Here is a 21,333-nt window from a genome sequence, read left to right as displayed (position 1 = left end):
GACGGCATCGGACGCGCGCACGAGGCACCACGTCAGACTGACGGCTCTCAGATGGCTCTATCGCAGAGTAAGTGCTGATCAGAGGCACCTGGCCGTAATGAGCTGCCTGTACGCCGATCTGAGAGCGCCGAAGTCGCCGCCCCGAGGACGGAAGCGGGGCGATGCGCTCAGATCGCTTCCTGTGGAGCCGGATCGCGCCTCCTGCGGTGTTCAGTCGAGCGTGGCTCGGAACACCCGTGTCGTCTCGGCCGGGTCGACGAGCCCCACGCCGAGCTCGAGCACCTCGACGTCGACGAGGTGCGTGCGGGCGATGACCTTGCGAGCGGCCTCGATCTCCTGGTCGACGCGCGCGCCCTTCATCAGGATCAGCTCGCCGCCCGTCTTGACGAGGCGGGCCGTGAGCGGGATCAGCTTCGACAGGGCGGACACGGCGCGGGCCGTCGCCTGGTCGAGCCACGCGTCGAGCTCGACGTCCTCGGCGCGCGCGCGGACGACCTCGACGTTCGTGAGGCCGAGCCGGTCGGCCTCGGCCTGGAGCCAGTCGGTGCGTCGCTCCATGGGCTCGATGAGCAGGAGGGTGACGTCCGGGCGGGCGGCCGCGAGCACGAGCCCGGGCAGGCCGGCGCCCGAGCCGATGTCGCCGACCCGGCCGCCGGCCGTGAGCAGCGGAGCCACGAGGCCGGAGTTCACCACGTGCCGCGTCCAGAGGCGGGGCAGCTCGAGGGGCCCGATCAGGCCGAGCTCCTCGCCGTGCTGGGCCAGGTCGGCGGTGAACTGGCGCACGACGTCGAGCCGGTCGCCGAAGATCTGCTGCGCGACGGCGGGCTCTGCCTCGAGCGCGTCGATCTGTTCCGTGCTCACGGTCGGCGTCAGGCGCGCTTGATGACCGTGTGCCGGTCGCGGCCTTCGCCCTCGGACTCCGAGACGAAGCCGCGGGCGGCGACGATGTCGTGGACGAGCTTGCGCTCGTAGGACGACATGGGCGGGAGAGAGGCCGCCTCGGCCCCCTCCTCGAGGCGCTCGACCGCGCGGTCGACCATGGCGCCGAGCTCGGCCTCACGGGTCTGGCGCGAGCCGCCGATGTCGAGGATCAGGCGCGAGAACTCGCCGGTCTTGGTCTGCACGGCGATGCGCGTGAGCTCCTGCAAGGCGTTGACCGTGTCGGGCTTCGACAGCACCCGCAGCGACCCTTCGCCGTTTGCGTCGACCGAGATGTACGAGCGTCCGCTGCGCACCTCGATGTCGATGTCGCCGTCGAAGTCGCAGATGTCGAGGAGCTCCTCGATGTAGTCGGCGGCAATGTCGCCCTCGTCGAGGTCGGACCCGGACGCACCGGCGACAGCGTCGTCGTCGGTGCCGACGGGGGACTCGGAGGAGGTGCGCGGCGCGTCGGGCGCGACCGTCGCCTCCTCGGTCGTGGCCGTGGCCTCGTCGGGCAGGTCGCTGCCGGTGCTGTCGATGTCGTTCATGCTCGTCGTCTCTTCCGGGTAGATCGGTCACTCGGCGTCGGGCGCCCAGCGTGCTCCCCCGGCCGCAGGCCAGGGGAGCGGAGCGTCACTTCTTGGCGCCGTTCTGCTTCTTGGCGCGGTTCTTGCCCACCGGCTGGACCCGCTGGGTCGGCTTGGCCACGGCAGGGGCCGACTCGATCTCGGTGACGGTGATGTCGCCGAGGCCGAGGCCCTTGCGCTGGGCCTTCTTGGCGAGGCGCTCCTCGCGGGCGAGGGCCGCCTCGCTGCCGGGGGTCGGCATGTTGCGGATGACGAGGAACTGCTGGGCCATCGTCCAGATGTTCGAGGTCAGCCAGTAGAACATGACGCCGAGGGGGAACGACAGGCCCGAGAAGACGAACACGAGGGGGAGGAAGTAGAGCAGCATGCGCTGCTGCTTGAACATGGGGCTCGCCTTGGTCTCGGGCGACATGTTCTTCGAGACGATCTGCAGCTGCGTGATGAACTGCGACGCGGTCATGACGACGACCATGATGCCGGCCATGAGCCGGACCTCCCACGTCGTGGCACCGAGGAAGGTCTCCTTCAGCGGGGCACCGAAGAGGGCGGACTCGCCGAACGAGGTGGAGAGCGCCTGGTTGAGCAGGCCGATGCCGACCTTGTCCTGCTGGGCGTTGTGCAGCACCGTGTAGAGGCTGAAGAAGATGGGCATCTGGATCAGCAGCGGCAGGCACGAGCTGAGCGGGTTGGTGCCCGTGTCCTTGTACAGGGCCATGGTCTCGCGCGACATCGCCTCGCGGCTGAACTGGTCGCGCTTGCCCTTGTACTTGTCCTGGATCTTCTTCAGGCGGGGGGCGATCTCCATCATGCGGCGCTGGCTCTTGATCTGCCGCACGAAGATGGGGATGAGCGCCGCACGGACCACGAGCACGAGGCCGACGATCGACAGGACCCAGGTGCTGCCCGCCGCCGTGTCCATGCCGAGGGCCGTGAGCACGTTGTGGAAGCCCACGAGGATCGCCTCGACGACCCACCTGAGGGGCCAGAGGATTGTTCCGATGAAGTCCATGGTGTTCGGGTCAGCCCTTTCCGTGGCTCTGGACGATGAGGCGGGTCGGTCCGCCCGGGGCGGGCACGACCACGTCGGATCGAGGGACCACGAAGCCGAAGGCCGTGGTGGTGTGTCTCTGTCGCCGGGGCGGCGTCACGTCGTCGATGCCGCCGGCGGCCCAGGGGTTGCACCGTGCGATGCGCCAGGCGCCCATGGCCGACCCGCGCACGACGCCGTGCTGCTGGATGGCCTCGAGCGCGTAGCGCGAGCACGACGGGTGGTACCGACAGACCTCGCCGTAGAGCGGCGAGATCACGGCGCGGTACGCGCGGAGCAGCACGACGCACACGTTGCGCGGAAGCAACGTGACGAACTGCACCGCTGTGTTCACTGACCCACGACCTTGTCGACGACCCCCGAGATGTCCCTGAGCAGGGTAGACCACGGAACGTCGAGGCTGCCTGGCAGTGCGCGGATGACGACGTCGGTGCCCGGGGGCACCCCGGGGAGCAGGTCGTGGCAGACGTGCTTGAGCCGACGGCGGACGGTGTTCCGCGCGACGGCGTTGCCGACGGTCTTGGCCACGATGAAGCCGAACCGGACCGCGTCGTCGTCACGACGACGCACGTAGACGACCGAGTGCGCCGTGCCCGACTTGCGGCCACGGCGCACGGTGTTGCGGTAGTCGTCTGCGCGGACGATCCGGTTGGCCCGGGCCAACACGGAGGCTGCTACGCGGAGAGCTCGGTGCGGCCCTTGCCGCGGCGGTGGGCCAGGATGGCGCGGCCCGCACGGGTGCGCATGCGGGCACGGAAGCCGTGCTTCTTGGCGCGGCGACGGTTGTTCGGCTGGAACGTTCTCTTGCTCATGGGGGTTCTCTCCAGGGGATGCGGACCTGGCCTGGTGCCGTGATCCGAGAAGTCTTCTACAGCCGAGTCGGCTGGGATTCAACTGATTAAAAGTACGCGGGTTCCGTGCTGTGGTCAAACGCCGCCCCTCCGGAGAGTTTTCCACAGTGTTGACAACTTCGGTTGTGGCAGCCGTGCCCCGACGAACTAAAGTGGGCAGCCCCCGCTCCGCAACCGCGTAGTTCCGGGGAAGGAGCAGTGTTCCCGGCCTCGACGACGATCGTCAGCCGGTGGAGAAAGCTGTGCATAAGTAGGTAGGAAGAGACTCTCGTGGTGAACACCGTCGACCCGGTCCAGGACCTCTGGCGCTCCGTGCTGGCGTCGCTCACGACGGACGACCGCATCACCCCGCAGCTGCACGGCTTCATCAGCCTGGTCGAGCCGAAGGGCGTCCTGGGCGGCACCCTCTACCTCGAGGTGCCGAACGACCTCACCCGCGGCATGCTCGAGCAGCGCATCCGCACCCCGCTGCTCGAGTCCATCGCGGCCCTCGGCGACACCTCGGTCGCGAGCTTCGCGATCACCGTCAACCCGGACATCACGCCCGACACCCTCACGCAGCAGCCTGAGGAGTCCGAGCCGGCCCACTACATCGAGGCGCCGTTCGTCCCCGCCCCGGTCGAGTCGCCCTCGACCGGCAAGCGCAACGACTCGCGCCTCAACCCCAAGTACAGCTTCGACAACTTCGTCATCGGGGCCTCGAACCGCTTCGCCCACGCCGCGGCGGTCGCCGTGGCCGAGGCCCCGGCCAAGGCCTACAACCCCCTCTTCATCTACGGCTCGTCCGGCCTCGGCAAGACGCACCTCCTCCACGCCATCGGCCACTACGCCGAGACGATGTACCCGGGCATCCGCGTCCGCTACGTCAGCAGCGAGGAGTTCACGAACGACTTCATCAACTCGATCGCCAACAACCGCTCGAACCTGTTCCAGCAGCGGTACCGCGAGATCGACATCCTCCTGATCGACGACATCCAGTTCCTGCAGGGCAAGGACTCGACCCAGGAGGCGTTCTTCCACACCTTCAACACGCTGCACGACCACGACAAGCAGCTCGTGATCACGAGCGACCTGCCCCCGAAGCACCTGACCGGCTTCGAGGACAGGATGCGCTCGCGCTTCGAGTGGGGCCTCATCACCGACGTGCAGGCGCCCGACCTCGAGACGCGGATCGCCATCCTGCGCAAGAAGGCGCAGAGCGAGAAGCTGCAGGTGCGCGACGAGGTGCTCGAGTTCATCGCCACGAAGGTGTCGAGCAACATCCGCGAGCTCGAGGGCACGCTCATCCGGGTGACGGCGTTCGCGAGCCTCAACCGCACGGCGGTCGACATGGCCCTCGTGCAGACGGTGCTGAAGGACCTCATCACCCTCGACGAGGACAACGTCATCGCGCCGGTCGACATCATCCAGCACACCGCGGACTACTTCAAGCTCTCGGTCGACGACCTCTACGGGTCGTCGCGGTCGCAGGCCATCGCGACGTCCCGCCAGATCGCGATGTACCTCTGCCGCGAGCTCACCAGCCTGTCCCTCCCCAAGATCGGCCAGCTGTTCGGCAACCGCGACCACACGACGGTGATGTACGCCAACAAGAAGATCAGCGAGCTCATGAAGGAGCGCCGCTCGATCTACAACCAGGTGACCGAGCTGACCAGCCGGATCAAGCAGGACACCCGCTACAAGTAGGCGAGTCGAGGCGCCCAGCCCGCGCCTCCTCGCCGTGACCGCCCGACGGGCGTCGACCTCGTGTCGGCGCCCGTTCGTGCGTCCGGGGGCCCGCAGGAGGCGGTGGAAGGCACCTGAGGACGGCCATCCACCCCACAGTGTGGATAAGTTGTGGAAAGAGGTGGACAACTCGGGGGTCCGCTGTTCACGGATCGCCTCGGCCTGTGAGCGACGACCTCGTCGGCCTGGTCGGCGACCCGCTGACCACCCCGCCGCGTCCACACACCGTGCACAAGTCACAAAGGTGTAGTTCCCTGTCGCCTCGGGGTTTTAAACAGGTTATCCACACTGTGCACAACGGTTAAGACTGTTAATCCTGGATTACAAGAAATCGATCGAGAGACAACCTTGTGGACAGCCGGCCGGCGTCCCGGGGCCCGGGACCGCTCGCCTCTGCGCTGTGGCAGTATTGGCGGGCAATCCACGAGCGAGTAGTCGAACAGGGGTCCCCGCGTGAAGTTCCAGGTCAACCGCGACGTCTTCAGCGATGCCGTCTCCTTCGCCGTGAAGCTCCTCCCGCAGCGCACGACCCTGCCGATCCTCAGCGGAGTGCTCATCGAGGCCGACGCCGACGGCCTCACGCTGTCGTCGTTCGACTACGAGGTCTCGGCCCAGACGAGCATCGCGGCCGAGGTCGACGAGCCGGGCACGATCCTCGTGAGCGGCCGCCTCCTCGCGGACATCGCCAACCGCCTCCCCAACGCGCCCGTGACCTTCTCGACCGACGAGAACCGCATCGCGGTCAGCTGCGGCTCGGCCAACTTCTCGCTGCTGAGCATGCCCGTCGAGGAGTACCCGACGCTGCCCACCGTCGGCGACCGCTCCGGCGTCGTCCCCGGCGACGCCTTCTCGCTCGCCATCTCGCAGGTCGCCGTCGCGGCCTCGCGCGACGACGTGACCCCCGTCATCACGGGCGTGCAGCTCGAGGTCACCGAGAACGCCCTGTCGCTCGTCGCCACCGACCGGTACCGCGTGGCGGTCCGTGGCATCGAGTTCGACCCGGGCACCGCCGCGAGCACCGAGACCACCACGGCCCTCGTCCCCGCCCGCACCCTGCAAGAGGTCGGCAAGACCTTCGGCAGCGCGAGCACCGTCTCCGTGTCGATCACCGGCAGCGACGACCGCGAGCTCATCGCGTTCCAGGCCGGCGACAAGACCGTCACGTCGCTGCTGATCAAGGGCAACTTCCCCCCGGTCAAGCGGCTCTTCCCCGAGACCGTCGAGAACTACGCCGTGATCAACACGGCCGAGCTCGTCGAGTCCGTCCGTCGCGTCTCGCTCGTGCTCGAGCGCGAGGCGGCCCTCAGGTTCACCTTCACCATCGACGGCCTCACCCTCGAGGCGGTCGGCAGTGAGCAGGCGCAGGCATCAGAGTCGATCGACGCGTTGTTGACGGGAGAGGACACGGTGGTCTCGCTGAAGCCCCAGTTCCTCCTCGACGGCCTCGGAGCCGTCCACTCCGAGTTCGTGCGGATCTCCTTCACGAAGACGGAGAACCCGAACAAGCCCGGTCCTGTGCTGATCACCAGTCAGTCGTCCAAGGACCAGGCGGGGGCTGACAGCTACCGCTACCTGCTGCAGCCCAACCTCCTCCTGCGCTGACAGCGCGACACGACGAAGGCGCCGCCCGCGACGCCTCCCCAGAACAAAGGAACCTCATGCACATCGGCCTCGTCGGTCTCGGCAAAATGGGCAACAACATGCGCGCTCGTCTGCGCAACGCGGGCATCGAGGTGACCGGCTACGACGCCAACCCCGCCGTCTCCGACGTCGCCGACCTGGGCGCCCTCGCCCAGGCGCTGCCGTCCCCCCGCCTCGTCTGGGTCATGGTCCCGCACGGCCAGATCACCGACGCGGTCATCAACGACCTCAGCGAGGTCCTCGAGCCGGGCGACCTCGTCATCGACGGCGGCAACTCGAAGTGGCTCGACGACGAGGTGCACGCGAAGCTCCTCGACTCGAAGGGCATCCGCTACATGGACGCCGGCGTCTCCGGCGGCGTGTGGGGCCTCGAGAACGGCTACGGCCTGATGGTCGGCGGCGACGCGGCCGACGTCGAGCGCGCGATGCCCGTCTTCGACGCGCTGCGCCCCGAGGGCCCCCGCGAAGAGGGCTTCAGCCACGCGGGCGCCGTCGGCGCCGGCCACTACGCGAAGATGGTGCACAACGGCATCGAGTACGCGATCATGCAGGCGTACGGCGAGGGCTACGAGCTCCTCGAGGCCAAGGGCCTCGTCGAGGACGTCCCCGCGGTCTTCAAGGCGTGGCAGCGCGGCACGGTCGTCCGTTCCTGGCTGCTCGAGCTCATGGTCCTGGCGCTCGACGCCGACCCGAAGCTCGACGCCCTCTCGGGCTACGTCGAGGACAGCGGCGAGGGTCGCTGGACCCTCGAGGAGGGCATCGCCCACGCCGTCCCGATGCCGGCCCTGAGCGCGTCGATCTTCGCGCGCTTCGTGTCGCGTCAGGGCGAGGGCTCGCCCACGATGAAGGCCGTCGCCGCTCTGCGCAACCAGTTCGGCGGCCACGCGGTCAAGAAGGCCTAGTCGCCTCCGGCCCGCGTGCGAGTACTCCATCTCAGCCTGACCGACTTCCGGAACTACGCTTCCGCCGAAGTCGCACTCGCGCGCGGGCCCAACCTCTTCGTCGGGCGCAACGGCCAGGGCAAGACGAACCTGGTCGAGTCGCTCGGCTACCTCGCGACCCTCGGGTCGCACCGCGTCTCGTCCGACGCAGCGATGATCCGGCAGGGCACCGACTCGGCGATCGTCCGGGCGCGCCTCGAGGCCGACGGCCGCGAGCTGCTCGCCGAGGTGCAGATAAACCGGTCGGGCGCGAACCGCGCCCAGGTCAACCGCAGCGCCATCAAGCCGCGCGAGCTGCCGCGGTACTTCACCAGCGTCCTCTTCGCTCCCGAGGACCTGGCGCTCGTCCGGGGCGAGCCGTCGGGCCGGCGGCGGTTCCTCGACGAGTTGCTCGTGACCCGGGCGCCGCGCTTCGCCGGCGTCCAGGCCGACTACGACCGGGTGCTCCGGCAGCGGAACACGCTCCTCAAATCGGCCCGCGCCTCCGGGGTCAAGGCCGGCCAACTCGGCACCCTCGACATCTGGGACGAGCGCCTCGTGGCCCTGGGCACCGAGATCGTCGTCGCCCGTGAGCGTCTCGTCGCCGACCTCGCCCCCGAGGTCGCGTGGGCGTACGCCGCCGTCGCGGGCGAGGACCACGCCGCGCGGCTCTCGACGGTGCTGAGCATCCGGGGCGCGTCGGTCGACGACGACGCACCGGCACCCGAGGCTCCGACCGAGCAGGTCGAGCCGGCAGAGGTGGCCGACGTGTTCCGCGGAGCGCTCGCCCGGGTGCGTCCGAGCGAGCTCGAGCGCGGCCTCACCCTCGTGGGCCCGCACCGGGACGACCTGTTCCTCTCGCTGAACGGGCTGCCGGCCCGGGGCTACGCGAGCCACGGCGAGTCGTGGTCGTTCGCCCTCGCCCTCAAGCTCGCGTCGGCGGCCGTGGTGCGGGCGGGCGCGAGCACCGGCGACCCGGTGATCGTGCTCGACGACGTGTTCGCCGAGCTCGACGGCTCGCGCCGCGAACGTCTCGCCGACGCGGTCGCCGACTACGAGCAGGTGCTCATCACGGCCGCGGTCGAGGAGGACGTACCACCGCGCCTCGCCGCCCACACCGTCCGCATCTCGGCGGGCACCATCGTCGACGACGAGACGGCGCCCGCGTGAGCGACGGCGTCGGCGCGGGCGACGGCGACCGGCCGCAGGACGAGGAGGCGCGCGACCAGGCGACCGGACCGCGGACGTCCGCGGTCCCCCCGGCCGCGCCCGCGCCTCCTGAGCCCCTGCCCGACGACGAGGCACAGCGGGTCTACCTGCGGTTCCGACGTGTCTTCGGCGACCCGAACGGGCGGTCGCGCGACGGGCGGCGCCGCAAGGCGATCAAGCTCGGCTCGCCGAGCCAGCCCTTCGGCACGGGACGCGAGCCGCGCGGCATCGCCGACGTGCTCGCCGGCGTGACGTCCGAGATGGGCTGGAACTCGCCCCTCGCCCAGTCCGACCTCATGACGGCGTGGCCCGACATGGTCGGCGACGAGCTGTCGGCGCACTCGCACCCGGTCTCGATCGACGACGGCACCCTGACGGTGCAGTGCGACTCGACGGCCTGGGCGACGCAGCTGCGCCTCATGCGCGGCACCGTCACGACGACGATCGTGCAGCGCTACCCCGACGCCGGCATCCAGTCGGTGCGTTTCCTGGCACCCAACGCCCCGTCCTGGAAACGCGGCCCCAGATCGGTCCCAGGGCGTGGTCCTCGCGATACCTACGGCTAGGGAGAGTGAATCGTCCTCCGGGCTCGGGAAAATCCCTCTGAGGGCGGAATCCGCCCCGTGGGGGACAGGCCTGCGGTAGACTCTCAAGGTCGTCCGTGGGCCGTGTTCACCAGGTCCTGACCGGTCGACGTCCCTCGTCCCAGACGCCAGGAGCCCCCGCGAACATGACACCGAACCCCGCCGACGCCCAGCCCGACGACTCCTACGGCGCCAGCGCGATCCAGGTGCTCGAGGGGCTCGAGGCGGTGCGCAAGCGACCGGGCATGTACATCGGGTCGACGGGCCCCCGCGGCTTGCACCACCTCGTCTACGAGATCGTCGACAACTCCGTCGACGAGGCCCTCGCGGGGCACTGCGACCACATCGAGATCACCATGCGCGAAGACGGCGGGGTGCGCGTCGTCGACAACGGCCGCGGCATCCCCGTCGACGTCCACCCGGTCGAGGGCCGGTCGACCGTCGAGGTCGTGCTCACCGTGCTGCACGCCGGCGGCAAGTTCGGCGGCGGCGGCTACGCGGTGTCCGGCGGCCTGCACGGCGTCGGCAGCTCGGTCGTCAACGCCCTGTCGAGCGAGCTCGACGTCGAGGTGCGCCGTCAGGGCAACGTCTACCGCCAGAGCTTCACCGACGGCGTGCCCGTCGCGCCGCTCGCCAAGGGCGAGGCCGACGACACCACGGGCACGACCATCACCTTCTGGCCGAACGCCGAGATCTTCGAGACCGTCGAGTTCGACTACGAGACCCTGCGCACCCGGTTCCAGCAGATGGCGTTCCTCAACAAGGGCCTGCGCATCGAGCTCAGCGACGAGCGTCCGCAGCCCGACGACGCCGAGCCGCGGCACGACGTGTTCCACTACGAGAAGGGCCTCGTCGACTACGTCCAGTACCTGAACGCGACCAAGAAGGTCGAGACGGTGCACGACGACATCCTCGCCTTCGAGCAGGAGGACGTCGAGAAGAAGATCTCGCTCGAGGTCGCGATGCAGTGGAACACCTCGTACCAGGAGAGCGTCCACACCTACGCGAACACGATCAACACGCACGAGGGCGGCACCCACGAAGAGGGCTTCCGCGCCGCGCTGACGACCCTGATCAACCGCTACGCCCGTGAGAAGAACCTGCTCAAGGAGAAGGACGACAACCTCACCGGCGACGACGTGCGCGAGGGCCTGACCGCCGTCATCTCGATCAAGCTGGGCGAGCCGCAGTTCGAGGGGCAGACGAAGACGAAGCTCGGCAACACCGAGGCCAAGTCGTTCGTGCAGAAGGTCACCTTCGACCAGATCACCGACTGGTTCGACCGCAACCCCAAGCAGGCCGCCGAGATCGTCCGCAAGGGCATCCTCGCCGGGCAGGCGCGCATGGCCGCCCGCAAGGCGCGCGAGCAGACGCGACGCAAGGGCGTGCTCGAGTCGAACGGCATGCCCGGCAAGCTCAAGGACTGCCAGAGCAAAGACCCGTCGCTCAGCGAGATCTTCATCGTCGAGGGCGACTCGGCCGGCGGCTCGGCCGTCCAGGGGCGCAACCCCGAGACGCAGGCGATCCTGCCCCTGCGCGGCAAGATCCTCAACGTCGAGAAGGCCCGTCTCGACCGTGCCCTGGGCAACAACGAGGTCCAGGCCATGATCAAGGCCTTCGGCGCCGACATCGGCGAGGACTTCGACCCGGAGAAGGCCAGGTACCACAAGATCGTTCTGATGGCCGACGCCGACGTCGACGGCCAGCACATCACGACGCTGCTGCTCACGCTGCTGTTCCGCTACATGCGGCCGCTCATCGACCTCGGCTACGTCTACCTCGCCCAGCCGCCGCTCTACAAGCTCAAGTGGAGCAACGCCGCGCACGAGTACGTCTACAGCGACGCCGAGCGCGACGCCGTGCTCGTCTCGGGCAAGGCCGCCGGCAAGCGCATCCCCAAGGAGAACGCGATCCAGCGCTACAAGGGCCTCGGCGAGATGGACTACAAGGAGCTCTGGGAGACCACGATGGACCCCGAGACCCGCACCCTGCTGCAGGTGACCCTCGAGGACGCCGCCGCCGCCGACACGATCTTCGACACCCTCATGGGCGAGAACGTCGAGTCGCGCCGCAACTTCATCCAGCAGAACGCGAAGGACGTCCGCTTCCTCGACATCTGACGCGTGCCCCCGGCTGAGCCGGAGCACGCCCGCGCCCCGCGGAGGACACCGGGGCAGACCACGACAGACGGAGAATCATGGCCGACGAGCCGAACGACACCCCCGAGGGCACCGACGCCGAGGGCACCACCGCGTTCCCCGCGGCGATCAAGCGCGACAGCATCGAGCAGGTCGACCTCCAGCTCGAGATGCAGCGCTCGTACCTCGACTACGCCATGAGCGTCATCGTCGGGCGCGCCCTGCCCGAGGTGCGCGACGGCCTCAAGCCGGTGCACCGTCGCGTGATCTACGCGATGTACGACGGCGGCTACCGCCCCGACCGTGCGTTCTCGAAGTGCTCGCGCGTCGTCGGCGACGTCATGGGCCAGTTCCACCCGCACGGCGACACGGCCATCTACGACGCGCTCGTGCGGCTGGTGCAGCCGTGGAGCCTGCGCTACCCCCTGGCGCTCGGCCAGGGCAACTTCGGCTCGCCCGGCAACGACGGCGCCGCCGCGCCCCGGTACACCGAGACGAAGATGGCCCCGCTCGCGCTCGAGATGGTGCGCGACATCGACGAGGACACCGTCGACTTCCAGGACAACTACGACGGCCGCACGCAAGAGCCCGCCATCTTGCCGGCCCGGTTCCCGAACCTGCTCGTCAACGGCTCCGTCGGCATCGCCGTCGGCATGGCGACCAACATCCCGCCGCACAACCTGCGCGAGGTCGCCTCCGGGGCGCAGTGGTACCTGTCGAACCCCGAGGCCACCCGCGAAGAGCTGCTCGAGGCGCTCATGCAGCGCATCAAGGGCCCCGACTTCCCCACCGGCGCCCAGATCCTCGGCGTCAAGGGCATCCAGGACGCCTACCGCACCGGCCGCGGCTCCATCACGATGCGCGCCGTCGTCAACGTCGAAGAGATCCAGGGCCGTTCCTGCCTCGTCGTCACCGAGCTGCCGTACCAGGTGAACCCCGACAACCTCGCGATCAAGATCGCCGAGCTCGTCAAGGACGGCCGCATCGGCGGCATCGCCGACATCCGCGACGAGACCTCGGGCCGCACCGGCCAGCGCCTCGTCATCGTGCTCAAGCGCGACGCCGTCGCCAAGGTCGTCCTGAACAACCTCTACAAGCACACCTCGCTGCAGGAGAACTTCGGCGCCAACATGCTCGCCATCGTCGACGGCGTGCCGCGCACGCTGGCGCTCGACGGCTTCATCTCGGCGTGGGTCGCGCACCAGATCGACGTCATCGTCCGGCGCACGCAGTTCCGCCTCAAGAAGGCCGAGGCCGATGCCCACATCCTCCGCGGCTACCTCAAGGCGCTCGACGCGCTCGACGAGGTCATCGCGCTCATCCGTCGGTCGCCCACCGTCGAGGAGGCGCGGGCCGGCCTCATGGAGCTGCTCGACGTCGACGAGATCCAGGCCTCGGCCATCCTCAACCTCCAGCTGCGTCGCCTGGCCGCCCTCGAGCGCCAGAAGATCCAGGACGACGCCGACAAGCTCGAGCGAGAGATCGCCGACTACAAGGACATCCTCGCCAAGCCGGAGCGCCAGCGCACGATCGTCAGCGACGAGCTGCGCGAGATCACCGACAAGTACGGCGACGACCGCCGCACCGAGATCATGTTCGGCTTCGACGGCGACATGAGCGTCGAAGATCTCATCCCCGAAGAGGAGATGGTCGTCACCATCACCCGCGGCGGCTACGTCAAGCGCACGCGCAGCGACAACTACCGCAGCCAGCACCGCGGCGGCAAGGGAGTCCGCGGCGCCCAGCTGCGCGCCGACGACGTCGTCGACCACTTCTTCGTGACGACGACGCACCACTGGCTGCTGTTCCTCACGAACAAGGGCCGCGTCTACCGCGCCAAGACCTACGAGCTGCAGGAGGCGGGGCGCGACGCCAAGGGACAGCACGTCGCCAACCTGCTCGCCATGCAGCCCGACGAGTCCATCTCGCAGGTGCTCGACATCCGCGACTACGAGGTCGCCCAGTACCTCGTGCTCGCCACCCGCGACGGGCTGATCAAGAAGACGGCCCTGACCGAGTACGACACGAACCGCACCGGCGGCATCATCGCGATCAACCTGCGCGACGACGACGAGCTCGTCTCGGCGCTGCTCGTCGACGAGAGCGACGACCTGCTGCTCGTCTCGCGCCACGGCATGTCGCTGCGCTTCACCGCGACGAACGACTCGCTGCGCCCGATGGGCCGCTCGACCTCGGGCGTGAAGGGCATGACGTTCCGCGAGGGCGACACGCTGCTGTCCGCCTCCGTCGCCGACGACGCCGGCTACGTCTTCGTCGTCACCGAGGGCGGCTACGCCAAGCGCACCGGCGCCGACCAGTACCGGGTGCAGAACCGCGGCGGCCTGGGCATCAAGGTCGCGAAGCTCGCCGAGGCGCGCGGCGACCTCGCCGGCGCCCTCATCGTCGGCGACGACGACGAGGTGCTCGTCGTGCTGTCGAGCGGCAAGGTGGTACGTTCTGCGGTGGCCGAGGTACCGGCGAAGGGACGTGACACCATGGGTGTCGTCTTCGCCCGGTTCGCCGCCGACGACCGCATCATCGCACTGGCGCGCAACACCGAGCGCAACCTCGTGGCACCGTCCGACGAGGCCGTCATCGACGCCGTCGGCGACAACGACGCCGTGCCCGCAGTCACCCCCGGAGACGTGATCGACGCCGTCGAGCCCGTCACCGAGACCGACACGGACACGGCCGACGACAGCAGCACCGGAGAGGAACCCATCAATGAGTAGCGTCGCGGAGAAGCTCCAGCGCAAGACCGCTCGACCGTCCGGCACCAAGCAGGTGCGCCTGAAGCTCGTCTACATCGACTTCTGGTCCGTCGTGAAGCTGTCGTTCCTGATCGCCGTCGCCCTCGGCATCGTCACCGTCGTCGCGACCTTCCTGATCTGGCTGATCCTCAACCAGACCGGCATCTTCAACGACCTCGACCAGGTGCTGCGCGACATCCTGGGCGACCAGAACTTCACCATCCAGGAGAGCTTCAACGTCGGCCAGGTCATGCTGTTCTCCGTGGTCGTCGCCGTCCTCAACGTCGTCGTCGGCACCGTCCTCGGCGCCGTCGTGGCCGTGCTCTACAACCTGAGCGTCCGCGTCACCGGCGGCCTCCTGGTCGGCTTCACCAACAACTGATCCGGGACGCCTCGACCCTCACGGTCGATTCGTCATCTCCGTCGTGGTGCTGTAGGCTTTACGACGGTCCGGGGGCTATAGCTCAGGCGGTTAGAGCGCTTCGCTGATAACGAAGAGGTCACAGGTTCAAGTCCTGTTAGCCCCACTCCCGTAGGTCGCCCGGCGGGTGCATCCCCACCACGGGGCCTTAGCTCAGTTGGTAGAGCGCCTGCTTTGCAAGCAGGATGTCAGGAGTTCGATTCTCCTAGGCTCCACGAGAAATAGGCCTTTCCCTGCTCGCCCACTGCGTGGGCTCGCGGGGATTTCTCGTTCGTGCTCGTTGGCTGCGCCGCCGCCCCTGCGGCGCAGCGCGTCGGCTCCGCCGACCCAGATGGGCGAGTCGTGCGCGGGGGCGACATCGCTTCGCTCGTCGCCGCGGGCAACGTCGCTTCGCTCGTTGCCGCGGGCAACGTCGCTTCGCTCGTCGCCGCGGGCAACGTCGCTTCGCTTGTTGCCGCGGGCGGGGGGTGCACGGAGGGCCCGGCTCCGGGGGGAGGCGGGCCCTTCGTGGGGGTGCGGGGTGTGGCGGGGGCTACGCCTTGGTGTCGGCGTCGTCGTCGGCGACCCAGAGCTCGTCGTCGGCACGGAGCGTCTGCACGGCGGCGAAGACGAGGCCGCCGAGGGCGACGACGCCGAGGCCGATCAGCAGCACGCCGCCGACGCCGGGGCCCGACTTCTTCGCGGCGGGGGCGTACTTCGACGCCTGCGAGGCGAACTTGCCGCCCTGCTTCTTGGCCTTCTTGACGGCCTTAGCGACCTGCTTCTGGTCGACGAGGTCGAGACCGCTCAGGTACGACGAGATGGCGGGGTAGATGTCGTGCTTCAGGCGGTCCTGAGCGACGGTCGCCGCGTGGCTGCCGGCCGACAGGCCCTGCGAGACGGCGGGGCGCACGTTCTGGTCGACGGCGTGCTTGATGCGCGGCGTCACGTTCTTCTGGGCGTAGGTGACACCGTGGTCACGGGCGTCGCTGAGCACCTTGCCCGCGTGGCTGACGACCTCGCGCTGCTCCGACCACACGTCGAACGCGTGCTTCTTGAACTTCTTCAGTTCTTTCTTCTGCTTGCGTGACAGGGCCACAGTGTTCCTCCAACGACTAGTAGGCAACGGGTCAGTTCATTGCTGGCCTCCCATCCTGGCACGAGGCTTCCTGGCAGGTAACACCGCGGTCGCTGGGCGCTCCCTGACGCTCCGAGGGCCCTGTGGGAGAATGGGCCCATGTCCAAGCACACCGCAGTCGCCACGATCACGACCAACCACGGCACCATCACCGTGAACCTGTTCGGCGACCACGCACCCAAGACCGTCGCCAACTTCACCGGCCTCGCCACCGGCACCATCGAGTGGACGCACCCGTCCACGGGCAAGGTCAGCACCGACCCGCTCTACGACGGCGTCGTGTTCCACCGCATCATCAAGGACTTCATGCTCCAGGGCGGCGACCCGCTCGGCCAGGGCATCGGCGGCCCCGGCTACCAGTTCGACGACGAGATCCACCCCGAGCTGACCTTCGCCGAGCCCTACGTGCTCGCCATGGCGAACGCCGGCAAGCAGGGCGGCCGCGGCACGAACGGCTCGCAGTTCTTCATCACGACCGTGCCGACCCCGTGGCTGCAGGGCAAGCACACCATCTTCGGCGTCGTCGCCGACGACGAGTCCAAGAAGGTCGTCGACGCCATCGAGGGCGTCCCCACCGACGCGCGCGACAAGCCCCTCGACGACGTCGTCATCCAGAGCGTCACCATCGACGAGGTCTAGGTGACGCAGGTCCCCGCCGACGCAGCGAACCACTGCTACCGCCACCCCGACCGGCAGAGCTTCGTGCTCTGCCAGCGCTGCGGTCGCACCATCTGCGGTCAGTGCCAGACGCCCGCACCCGTGGGCGTCCACTGCCCCGAGTGCGTGCGCGAGGCGCGCGACGCCGCACCCCGGGTGCAGCCTCGCGTCCTCGGCGCCGTGCGCAGCGCCTCGCGCGGCGGGGCCCCCGTCGTCACCTACGGCCTCATCGGCGTGAGTCTGCTCGTCTACCTCGCGCAGGTCCTCACCGGCGGGGTCGTCAGCTCGGCGTTCGCGTACTACGCGCCCTACGCCCTCACCGAACCGTGGCGCATCGTCACGTCGATGTTCACCCACGGCAGCATCTGGCACATCGTCTTCAACATGTACGCGCTGTACATCTTCGGGGCGCAGCTCGAGCGCACCCTGGGGCGTGCCCGCTACGCGGCCCTGTACTTCATCAGCGGGCTGGGCGGGGCAGCCGCCGTCACGCTCTTGTCGCCGTTGACCCCGGTGGTCGGCGCGTCCGGCGCCATCTTCGGCCTCATGGCCGGGTTCTTCGTCATCGCGCGGAGCCTCGGCGGCTCGAACGGCGTGCAGCTGCTGGTGCTGCTCGGCATCAACCTCGCGATCGGCTTCATCTCGCCGAACATCTCGTGGCAGGCCCACCTCGGCGGCCTCGTCGTCGGGGCGCTCGTGTCGTTCGTCTACACGAAGACGCGGCACCGCTCGAAGACGGCCGTGCAGATGGGAGCGCTCGTCGCCATCGGCCTCGTGTGCCTGCTGATCGTCCTCGGACGCTCGGCGATGTACCTCGGGCTGGCCTGACGCAGGGCAGGAACGACGAAGGAGGCGGCACCCACCTGGGTGCCGCCTCCTTCGTCATGAGACCGCCGGCTCACCGACCGAGGTTGTCCACCGAGTTATCCACAGGTCTATCAACACTGGGGATACTTACACCCGTGTAACTGCGAACACCCGTTCGAGCCGAGGTCAGCGCCAGCGGGTCGTCATCAGGAAGCCGATGAACATGATGCCGAAGCCGATCAAGATGTTCCAGGAGCCGAGCGTGCCGATGGGCAGGGCGCTCTGGCTGACGTAGAAGACGACGATCCAGGCGAGCCCGATCAGCATGAAGCCGAACATGACCGGCTTGAACCACACCGGGTTCGGGGCGTCGGCCGCGGGGCGCGCCTCGGCGGAGCGGTCCGCGCGGGCGCGGGCGGGCTTCGAGGTGGGGTTCTTGTCAGCAGCCATGGCGCACATCCTACCGTGGCGGCCGTGACGGGCCTGGGGAGACGGTCCGTGCAGGCCCACGACGGGTCGGCGGCCGGGGCCCGGCTCCGAGGGCGCCGCCGTTAGGATCGACCCATGACCGTCGACGCGCGCCCCGCCCCGGCAGGCGCCCGCCGCCGCCGTCGGCGCAGCCGCCCCCGGGTGACCGTCGTCGGGGTGCTCGGCGAGCTGCTCATCACGGCCGGCGTGCTCGTCCTGCTCTTCATCGCGTGGCAGCAGTGGTTCAACGACCTCGTCGTCGCCGACGAGCACCGCGACCAGGCGTCGCAGCTCTCGCAGCAGCTCGAGCAGCAGTCGGCGGAGGCGCCCCCCGCGACGACCGACCCGGCCGGCGATCCGCCGGTGACGGCCGCGCCCGCCGACGGCCAGGCCTTCGGCAACCTCTACGTGCCCCGGTTCGGGGCCGACTACGCCGTGCCGATCGGCGGCGGCACCAGCACGGTGCGCACCCTCAACAAGATCGGCATCGGGCACTACGACGAGACGCAGATGCCGGGCGAGGTCGGCAACTTCGGCATCGCCGCGCACCGCACGACGTACGGCGCCCCGTTCAACGCCGTGGCCGACCTGCGGCCCGGCGACGAGATCGTCGTCCAGACCGCCGACGGCTGGTACACCTACCGGTTCCGCAACCTCCAGTACGTGCAGGCGACCCAGGTCTCGGTGCTGCAGCCGGTGCCGGACGCGCCCGACGTGACCGCCGCCTCCGGGGAGCGCCTCATCACCCTCACCAGCTGCAACCCCATGTTCTCGGCGCGCGAGCGCATCGTCGCGTACGGCGTCTTCGACTCGTGGCAGCCCCTCGCGGACGGCCCGCCCGCCTCGCTGGCCGCCGCCGGGATCGGGGGCTGACCGTGTACGGAGCCCTCTGGCGTATCCTCCCAGGACCGTGGTGGCTGCGGCTGCTCGTGCTGCTCGTCCTCGTCGCCGCGGTGCTGTACGCGCTCGTCGAGTGGGTGTTCCCTCTCGTCAACGAGCTCATCCCCGCCCCCGACGTCACCGTGGAGGACTCATGACGCGCATCCTGGTCGTCGACAACTACGACAGCTTCGTCTACACCCTGAACGGGTACCTGCAGCAGCTCGGAGCCGAGACCGACGTCGTGCGCAACGACGCGTTCGGCCACGTCGAGATCGCCGACCGCATCGCCGAGTACGACGCCGTGCTGCTCTCGCCCGGTCCCGGCACGCCCGCCGACGCCGGCGTCTCGGTCGACGTCGTGCACGCCGCACTGGCCGTCGACAAGCCCCTGCTCGGCGTCTGCCTCGGCCACCAGGCGATCGCCGAGGCGCTCGGCGCCACCGTCACCCACGCCGACGAGCTCATGCACGGCAAGACCTCGCGCGTCGAGCACGATGACAGCGCCTTCTACGCCGACGTGCCGCAGCCCTTCACGGCGACGCGGTACCACTCGCTGGCCGTCGTCGACGAGACCGTCCCCGGCGACCTCGAGGTCACGTCGCGCACCACGGGCGGCGTGATCATGGGCCTGCGGCACCGGGCGGCGCCGCTCTACGGCGTGCAGTTCCACCCCGAGTCGGTGCTGACCCAGGGCGGTTACCAGATGATCGGCAACTGGCTGGGGGTCGCCGGACTGCCGGAGGCGGCGGTCACGGCCCGTGGGCTGAGCCCGTTGGTCGACCTGGCCTGACGCCCCGCGGCCTGACGCCCCGCGGGCTCAGCCCGCGCTGCAGACGCCGAGCTCGATCGTCGAGCCCTGCGGCTGGTCGCCCGGCGGGAGCGACTGGTTCGAGACGCTGCCGCCCGAGCAGCCGGGGTCGACGTACGACTGCACCGTGAGGCCCAGCTGGTCGTCGAGGACGGCGACGGCCTGGGCGAGCGTCTGACGGGTGACGTCGGGCACCTTGACCTTGCCGTTGCTGACGACGAGGTCGACCGTCGCGCCCTCGTCGAGCTCGGTGCCGCCGGCGGGGTCGGACTCGAGCACGGTGTTCTCGGGCACGTCGGGCGAGTAGTCGCTGGTCTGCTGCCCCTGGGTCAGACCGGCCGCGGTGATCGCCGCCCACGCGGCGTCGAGGGACTGCCCGTCGACCGAGGGCATGGCCACCGTGACGGGCCCGGACGAGACGGTGACGGCGACCGTCGTGTTCTTGGGGACGGAGATGCCGGGCTCGGGGTCGGTCGAGATGACCACGCCCTCGTCGACCGTGTCGCTCGGGACCTCGGTGCGGGTGACCGTGAGGTCGAGGTCGCCGAGCTGGGCGGCCGCGTCGTCGTACGTGGTGCCGACGACCTGCGGGATGGTCGACGTCTGCGCGTTGTCGATCTGGGGCGGCGTGAGGTTGGCCACCCAGAAGACGACGGCGACGATGACGATGCCGACCAGCACGATGCCGGCCCAGATCCACGCCACGGGGGGCCGGGTCTGGGTGCGCTGCGGGCGGTCGTTGTCGTCGGACGAGAGCTCTTTGAGGGCGGCCTCGCTGCCGGCCCGGCTGTGCGGGTCGACGCCGAAGAGGGTCGAGCCGGCCTCGACGGGCGGCCGGCGGCGTTCGGGAGCCCGCCCCTCGCCTGCCGCGTGGACGTCGTCCCGGAAGTCGGCCGCGGTCTGGAAGCGCTCGAAGCGATCTTTCGCGAGGGCTCGCAGCACGACCGCGTCGAGGGCGGGCGACACGGCGGGGATCACCGTGCTCGGCGGCACCGGTGCCTCGCTGACGTGCTGGTAGGCGACCGCCACGGGGGAGTCGCCCCGGAACGGCGCCCGGCCGGTGAGCAGCTCGAAGAGGAGCACGCCGGTCGAGTAGAGGTCGGACCGGGCGTCGACGGTCTCGCCGCGGGCCTGCTCAGGGCTGAAGTACTGGGCCGTGCCCAGGATCGTCGTGGTCTGGGCGACCGTCGCGGACGAGTCGGAGATGGCGCGGGCGATGCCGAAGTCCATCACCTTCACCTGGCCCGCGTGCGTGATCATCACGTTGCCGGGCTTGATGTCGCGGTGCACGACGCCGGCGCGGTGCGAGTACTCGAGGGCGGTGAGGATGCCCTCGGTGACGCGGACGGCCTCGGCCGGGTCCATCGGGCCCTCGCGGACGATGTCCTTGAGCAGTCGGCCCTCGACGTACTCCATGACGATGAAGGGGACCTGCACCTCGTGGCCGCTGCGGTCGCGGGTGGACTCCTCGCCCGCGTCGAAGACGCGCACGATCGTGGGGTGCGCCATGCGGGCGGCGGCCTGCGCCTCTTGGCGGAAGCGGGTGCGGAAGGCGGGATCGGTGGCGAGGGACGGCTTCATCAGCTTGATCGCGACCCTGCGGCCCAGCCGGGCGTCGGTGCCGACGTGCACGTCGGCCATGCCGCCCCGACCGATCAGCTCGCCGATCTGGTACCGGTTCGCGAGGAGGTGGATTCCCTCTCTCACACCTTCGACCACGCGCCTCAGCCTCCCCTCTGGGACCCCGCGGCTGCGCGACCCTTCCGAACCGCACCCAGTGTATCCGGGCCCCGGCCCTC

At 69.4% G+C, this 21,333-nt stretch carries 22 protein-coding genes and 2 tRNA genes; 15 read left to right on the top strand and 9 right to left on the bottom strand.

Annotated elements, in window-relative coordinates; translation table 11 throughout:
• Window positions 1-210: 210 nt before the first annotated feature.
• From rsmG to rpmH, 6 genes are all read right to left on the bottom strand, one after another.
• On the bottom strand, window positions 211-861 hold the full coding sequence (gene rsmG, locus FHR78_RS10720; RefSeq protein WP_347878149.1) for a 16S rRNA (guanine(527)-N(7))-methyltransferase RsmG: 651 nt from the start codon (window positions 859-861) through the stop codon (window positions 211-213).
• Window positions 862-869: 8 nt separating this feature from the next.
• Window positions 870-1,469 carry a protein jag gene (locus FHR78_RS10715; RefSeq protein WP_166760459.1) on the bottom strand — a complete coding sequence of 200 codons (600 nt, stop codon included), beginning with the start codon at window positions 1,467-1,469 and terminating at the stop codon, window positions 870-872.
• An 85-nt stretch (window positions 1,470-1,554) separates the two neighbouring features.
• A complete protein-coding gene (yidC, locus tag FHR78_RS10710) occupies window positions 1,555-2,517 on the bottom strand; it encodes a membrane protein insertase YidC (protein ID WP_166760458.1) in 963 nt (320 codons plus the stop codon).
• 10 nt (window positions 2,518-2,527) lie between these two features.
• Window positions 2,528-2,890, bottom strand: a complete 363-nt coding sequence (gene yidD / locus FHR78_RS10705) for a membrane protein insertion efficiency factor YidD (protein WP_166760457.1) — start codon at window positions 2,888-2,890, stop codon at window positions 2,528-2,530.
• Window positions 2,887-3,222 carry a ribonuclease P protein component gene (rnpA, locus tag FHR78_RS10700; protein ID WP_166760456.1) on the bottom strand — a complete coding sequence of 112 codons (336 nt, stop codon included), beginning with the start codon at window positions 3,220-3,222 and terminating at the stop codon, window positions 2,887-2,889. The genes yidD and rnpA overlap by 4 nt, the downstream gene beginning before the upstream one ends.
• 8 nt (window positions 3,223-3,230) lie before the next feature.
• The gene (gene rpmH / locus FHR78_RS10695) at window positions 3,231-3,368 is read right to left on the bottom strand and encodes a 50S ribosomal protein L34 (protein ID WP_123356527.1); all 138 of its coding nucleotides are present in this window, start codon (window positions 3,366-3,368) and stop codon (window positions 3,231-3,233) included.
• A 309-nt stretch (window positions 3,369-3,677) separates the two neighbouring features.
• Between rpmH and dnaA the strand changes: the two genes are divergently transcribed.
• The 10 genes from dnaA (at window position 3,678) to FHR78_RS10645 (ending at window position 15,010) form a co-directional block, all read left to right on the top strand.
• The gene (dnaA, locus tag FHR78_RS10690) at window positions 3,678-5,093 is read left to right on the top strand and encodes a chromosomal replication initiator protein DnaA (RefSeq protein ID WP_166760455.1); all 1,416 of its coding nucleotides are present in this window, start codon (window positions 3,678-3,680) and stop codon (window positions 5,091-5,093) included.
• A 492-nt stretch (window positions 5,094-5,585) separates the two neighbouring features.
• Entirely contained in the window at window positions 5,586-6,734 is a 1,149-nt protein-coding gene (dnaN, locus tag FHR78_RS10685) for a DNA polymerase III subunit beta (RefSeq protein ID WP_166760454.1), read from the top strand.
• 56 nt (window positions 6,735-6,790) lie between these two features.
• The gene (gene gnd / locus FHR78_RS10680; protein ID WP_166760453.1) at window positions 6,791-7,675 is read left to right on the top strand and encodes a phosphogluconate dehydrogenase (NAD(+)-dependent, decarboxylating); all 885 of its coding nucleotides are present in this window, start codon (window positions 6,791-6,793) and stop codon (window positions 7,673-7,675) included.
• A 15-nt stretch (window positions 7,676-7,690) separates the two neighbouring features.
• Window positions 7,691-8,863: a DNA replication/repair protein RecF gene (gene recF / locus FHR78_RS10675; protein ID WP_166760452.1), complete on the top strand. Its 1,173-nt coding sequence runs from the start codon at window positions 7,691-7,693 to the stop codon at window positions 8,861-8,863.
• Entirely contained in the window at window positions 8,860-9,468 is a 609-nt protein-coding gene (locus FHR78_RS10670; protein WP_347878148.1) for a DUF721 domain-containing protein, read from the top strand. The genes recF and FHR78_RS10670 overlap by 4 nt, the downstream gene beginning before the upstream one ends.
• 164 nt (window positions 9,469-9,632) lie before the next feature.
• A complete protein-coding gene (gyrB, locus tag FHR78_RS10665; protein ID WP_166760451.1) occupies window positions 9,633-11,606 on the top strand; it encodes a DNA topoisomerase (ATP-hydrolyzing) subunit B in 1,974 nt (657 codons plus the stop codon).
• 77 nt (window positions 11,607-11,683) lie between these two features.
• Window positions 11,684-14,356 (top strand): DNA gyrase subunit A, encoded by a 2,673-nt coding sequence (gyrA, locus tag FHR78_RS10660; RefSeq protein ID WP_166760450.1) that lies wholly within the window; start codon window positions 11,684-11,686, stop codon window positions 14,354-14,356.
• Window positions 14,349-14,756 carry a DUF3566 domain-containing protein gene (locus FHR78_RS10655; RefSeq protein ID WP_166760449.1) on the top strand — a complete coding sequence of 136 codons (408 nt, stop codon included), beginning with the start codon at window positions 14,349-14,351 and terminating at the stop codon, window positions 14,754-14,756. Before gyrA ends, FHR78_RS10655 begins: the two co-directional genes overlap by 8 nt.
• A 71-nt stretch (window positions 14,757-14,827) precedes the next feature.
• Window positions 14,828-14,901: transfer RNA gene (locus FHR78_RS10650), tRNA-Ile, on the top strand.
• 36 nt (window positions 14,902-14,937) lie between these two features.
• Window positions 14,938-15,010, top strand: a tRNA-Ala gene (locus tag FHR78_RS10645).
• Between the two features lie 317 nt (window positions 15,011-15,327).
• Here FHR78_RS10645 and FHR78_RS10640 read toward each other — a convergent pair.
• The gene (locus FHR78_RS10640) at window positions 15,328-15,873 is read right to left on the bottom strand and encodes a hypothetical protein (protein WP_166760448.1); all 546 of its coding nucleotides are present in this window, start codon (window positions 15,871-15,873) and stop codon (window positions 15,328-15,330) included.
• Between the two features lie 138 nt (window positions 15,874-16,011).
• Between FHR78_RS10640 and FHR78_RS10635 the strand changes: the two genes are divergently transcribed.
• The gene (locus FHR78_RS10635; protein ID WP_166760447.1) at window positions 16,012-16,551 is read left to right on the top strand and encodes a peptidylprolyl isomerase; all 540 of its coding nucleotides are present in this window, start codon (window positions 16,012-16,014) and stop codon (window positions 16,549-16,551) included.
• Complete coding sequence (locus FHR78_RS10630; protein WP_166760446.1) at window positions 16,552-17,397, top strand: rhomboid family intramembrane serine protease; 846 nt, start codon at window positions 16,552-16,554, stop codon at window positions 17,395-17,397.
• A 165-nt stretch (window positions 17,398-17,562) separates the two neighbouring features.
• Here FHR78_RS10630 and FHR78_RS10625 read toward each other — a convergent pair whose 3' ends face one another.
• Complete coding sequence (locus tag FHR78_RS10625) at window positions 17,563-17,826, bottom strand: cell division protein CrgA (protein ID WP_166760445.1); 264 nt, start codon at window positions 17,824-17,826, stop codon at window positions 17,563-17,565.
• A 114-nt stretch (window positions 17,827-17,940) separates the two neighbouring features.
• Here FHR78_RS10625 and FHR78_RS10620 point away from each other — a divergent pair, with 114 nt between their 5' ends.
• The 3 genes from FHR78_RS10620 to FHR78_RS10610 are packed head-to-tail and all read left to right on the top strand — an operon-like array spanning window position 17,941 to window position 19,516.
• Complete coding sequence (locus FHR78_RS10620) at window positions 17,941-18,717, top strand: class E sortase (protein WP_166760444.1); 777 nt, start codon at window positions 17,941-17,943, stop codon at window positions 18,715-18,717.
• Window positions 18,718-18,719: 2 nt separating this feature from the next.
• Window positions 18,720-18,881 carry a hypothetical protein gene (locus tag FHR78_RS10615; protein WP_166760443.1) on the top strand — a complete coding sequence of 54 codons (162 nt, stop codon included), beginning with the start codon at window positions 18,720-18,722 and terminating at the stop codon, window positions 18,879-18,881.
• Window positions 18,878-19,516 (top strand): anthranilate synthase component II, encoded by a 639-nt coding sequence (locus FHR78_RS10610; protein WP_166760442.1) that lies wholly within the window; start codon window positions 18,878-18,880, stop codon window positions 19,514-19,516. Before FHR78_RS10615 ends, FHR78_RS10610 begins: the two co-directional genes overlap by 4 nt.
• A gap of 27 nt (window positions 19,517-19,543) precedes the next feature.
• Here the strand turns inward: FHR78_RS10610 and pknB are convergent, their stop codons facing one another.
• Complete coding sequence (gene pknB / locus FHR78_RS10605) at window positions 19,544-21,253, bottom strand: Stk1 family PASTA domain-containing Ser/Thr kinase (protein ID WP_166760441.1); 1,710 nt, start codon at window positions 21,251-21,253, stop codon at window positions 19,544-19,546.
• Window positions 21,254-21,333 lie beyond the last annotated feature (80 nt).

The sequence above is a fragment of the Frigoribacterium faeni genome (genome assembly GCF_011761235.1).
In the GTDB taxonomy this organism is placed as follows: Bacteria; Actinomycetota; Actinomycetes; order Actinomycetales; family Microbacteriaceae; genus Frigoribacterium; species Frigoribacterium faeni_A.
Note: the sequence above shows the minus strand (reverse complement) of the source record. Positions and strands in the feature narration are given on the sequence as shown.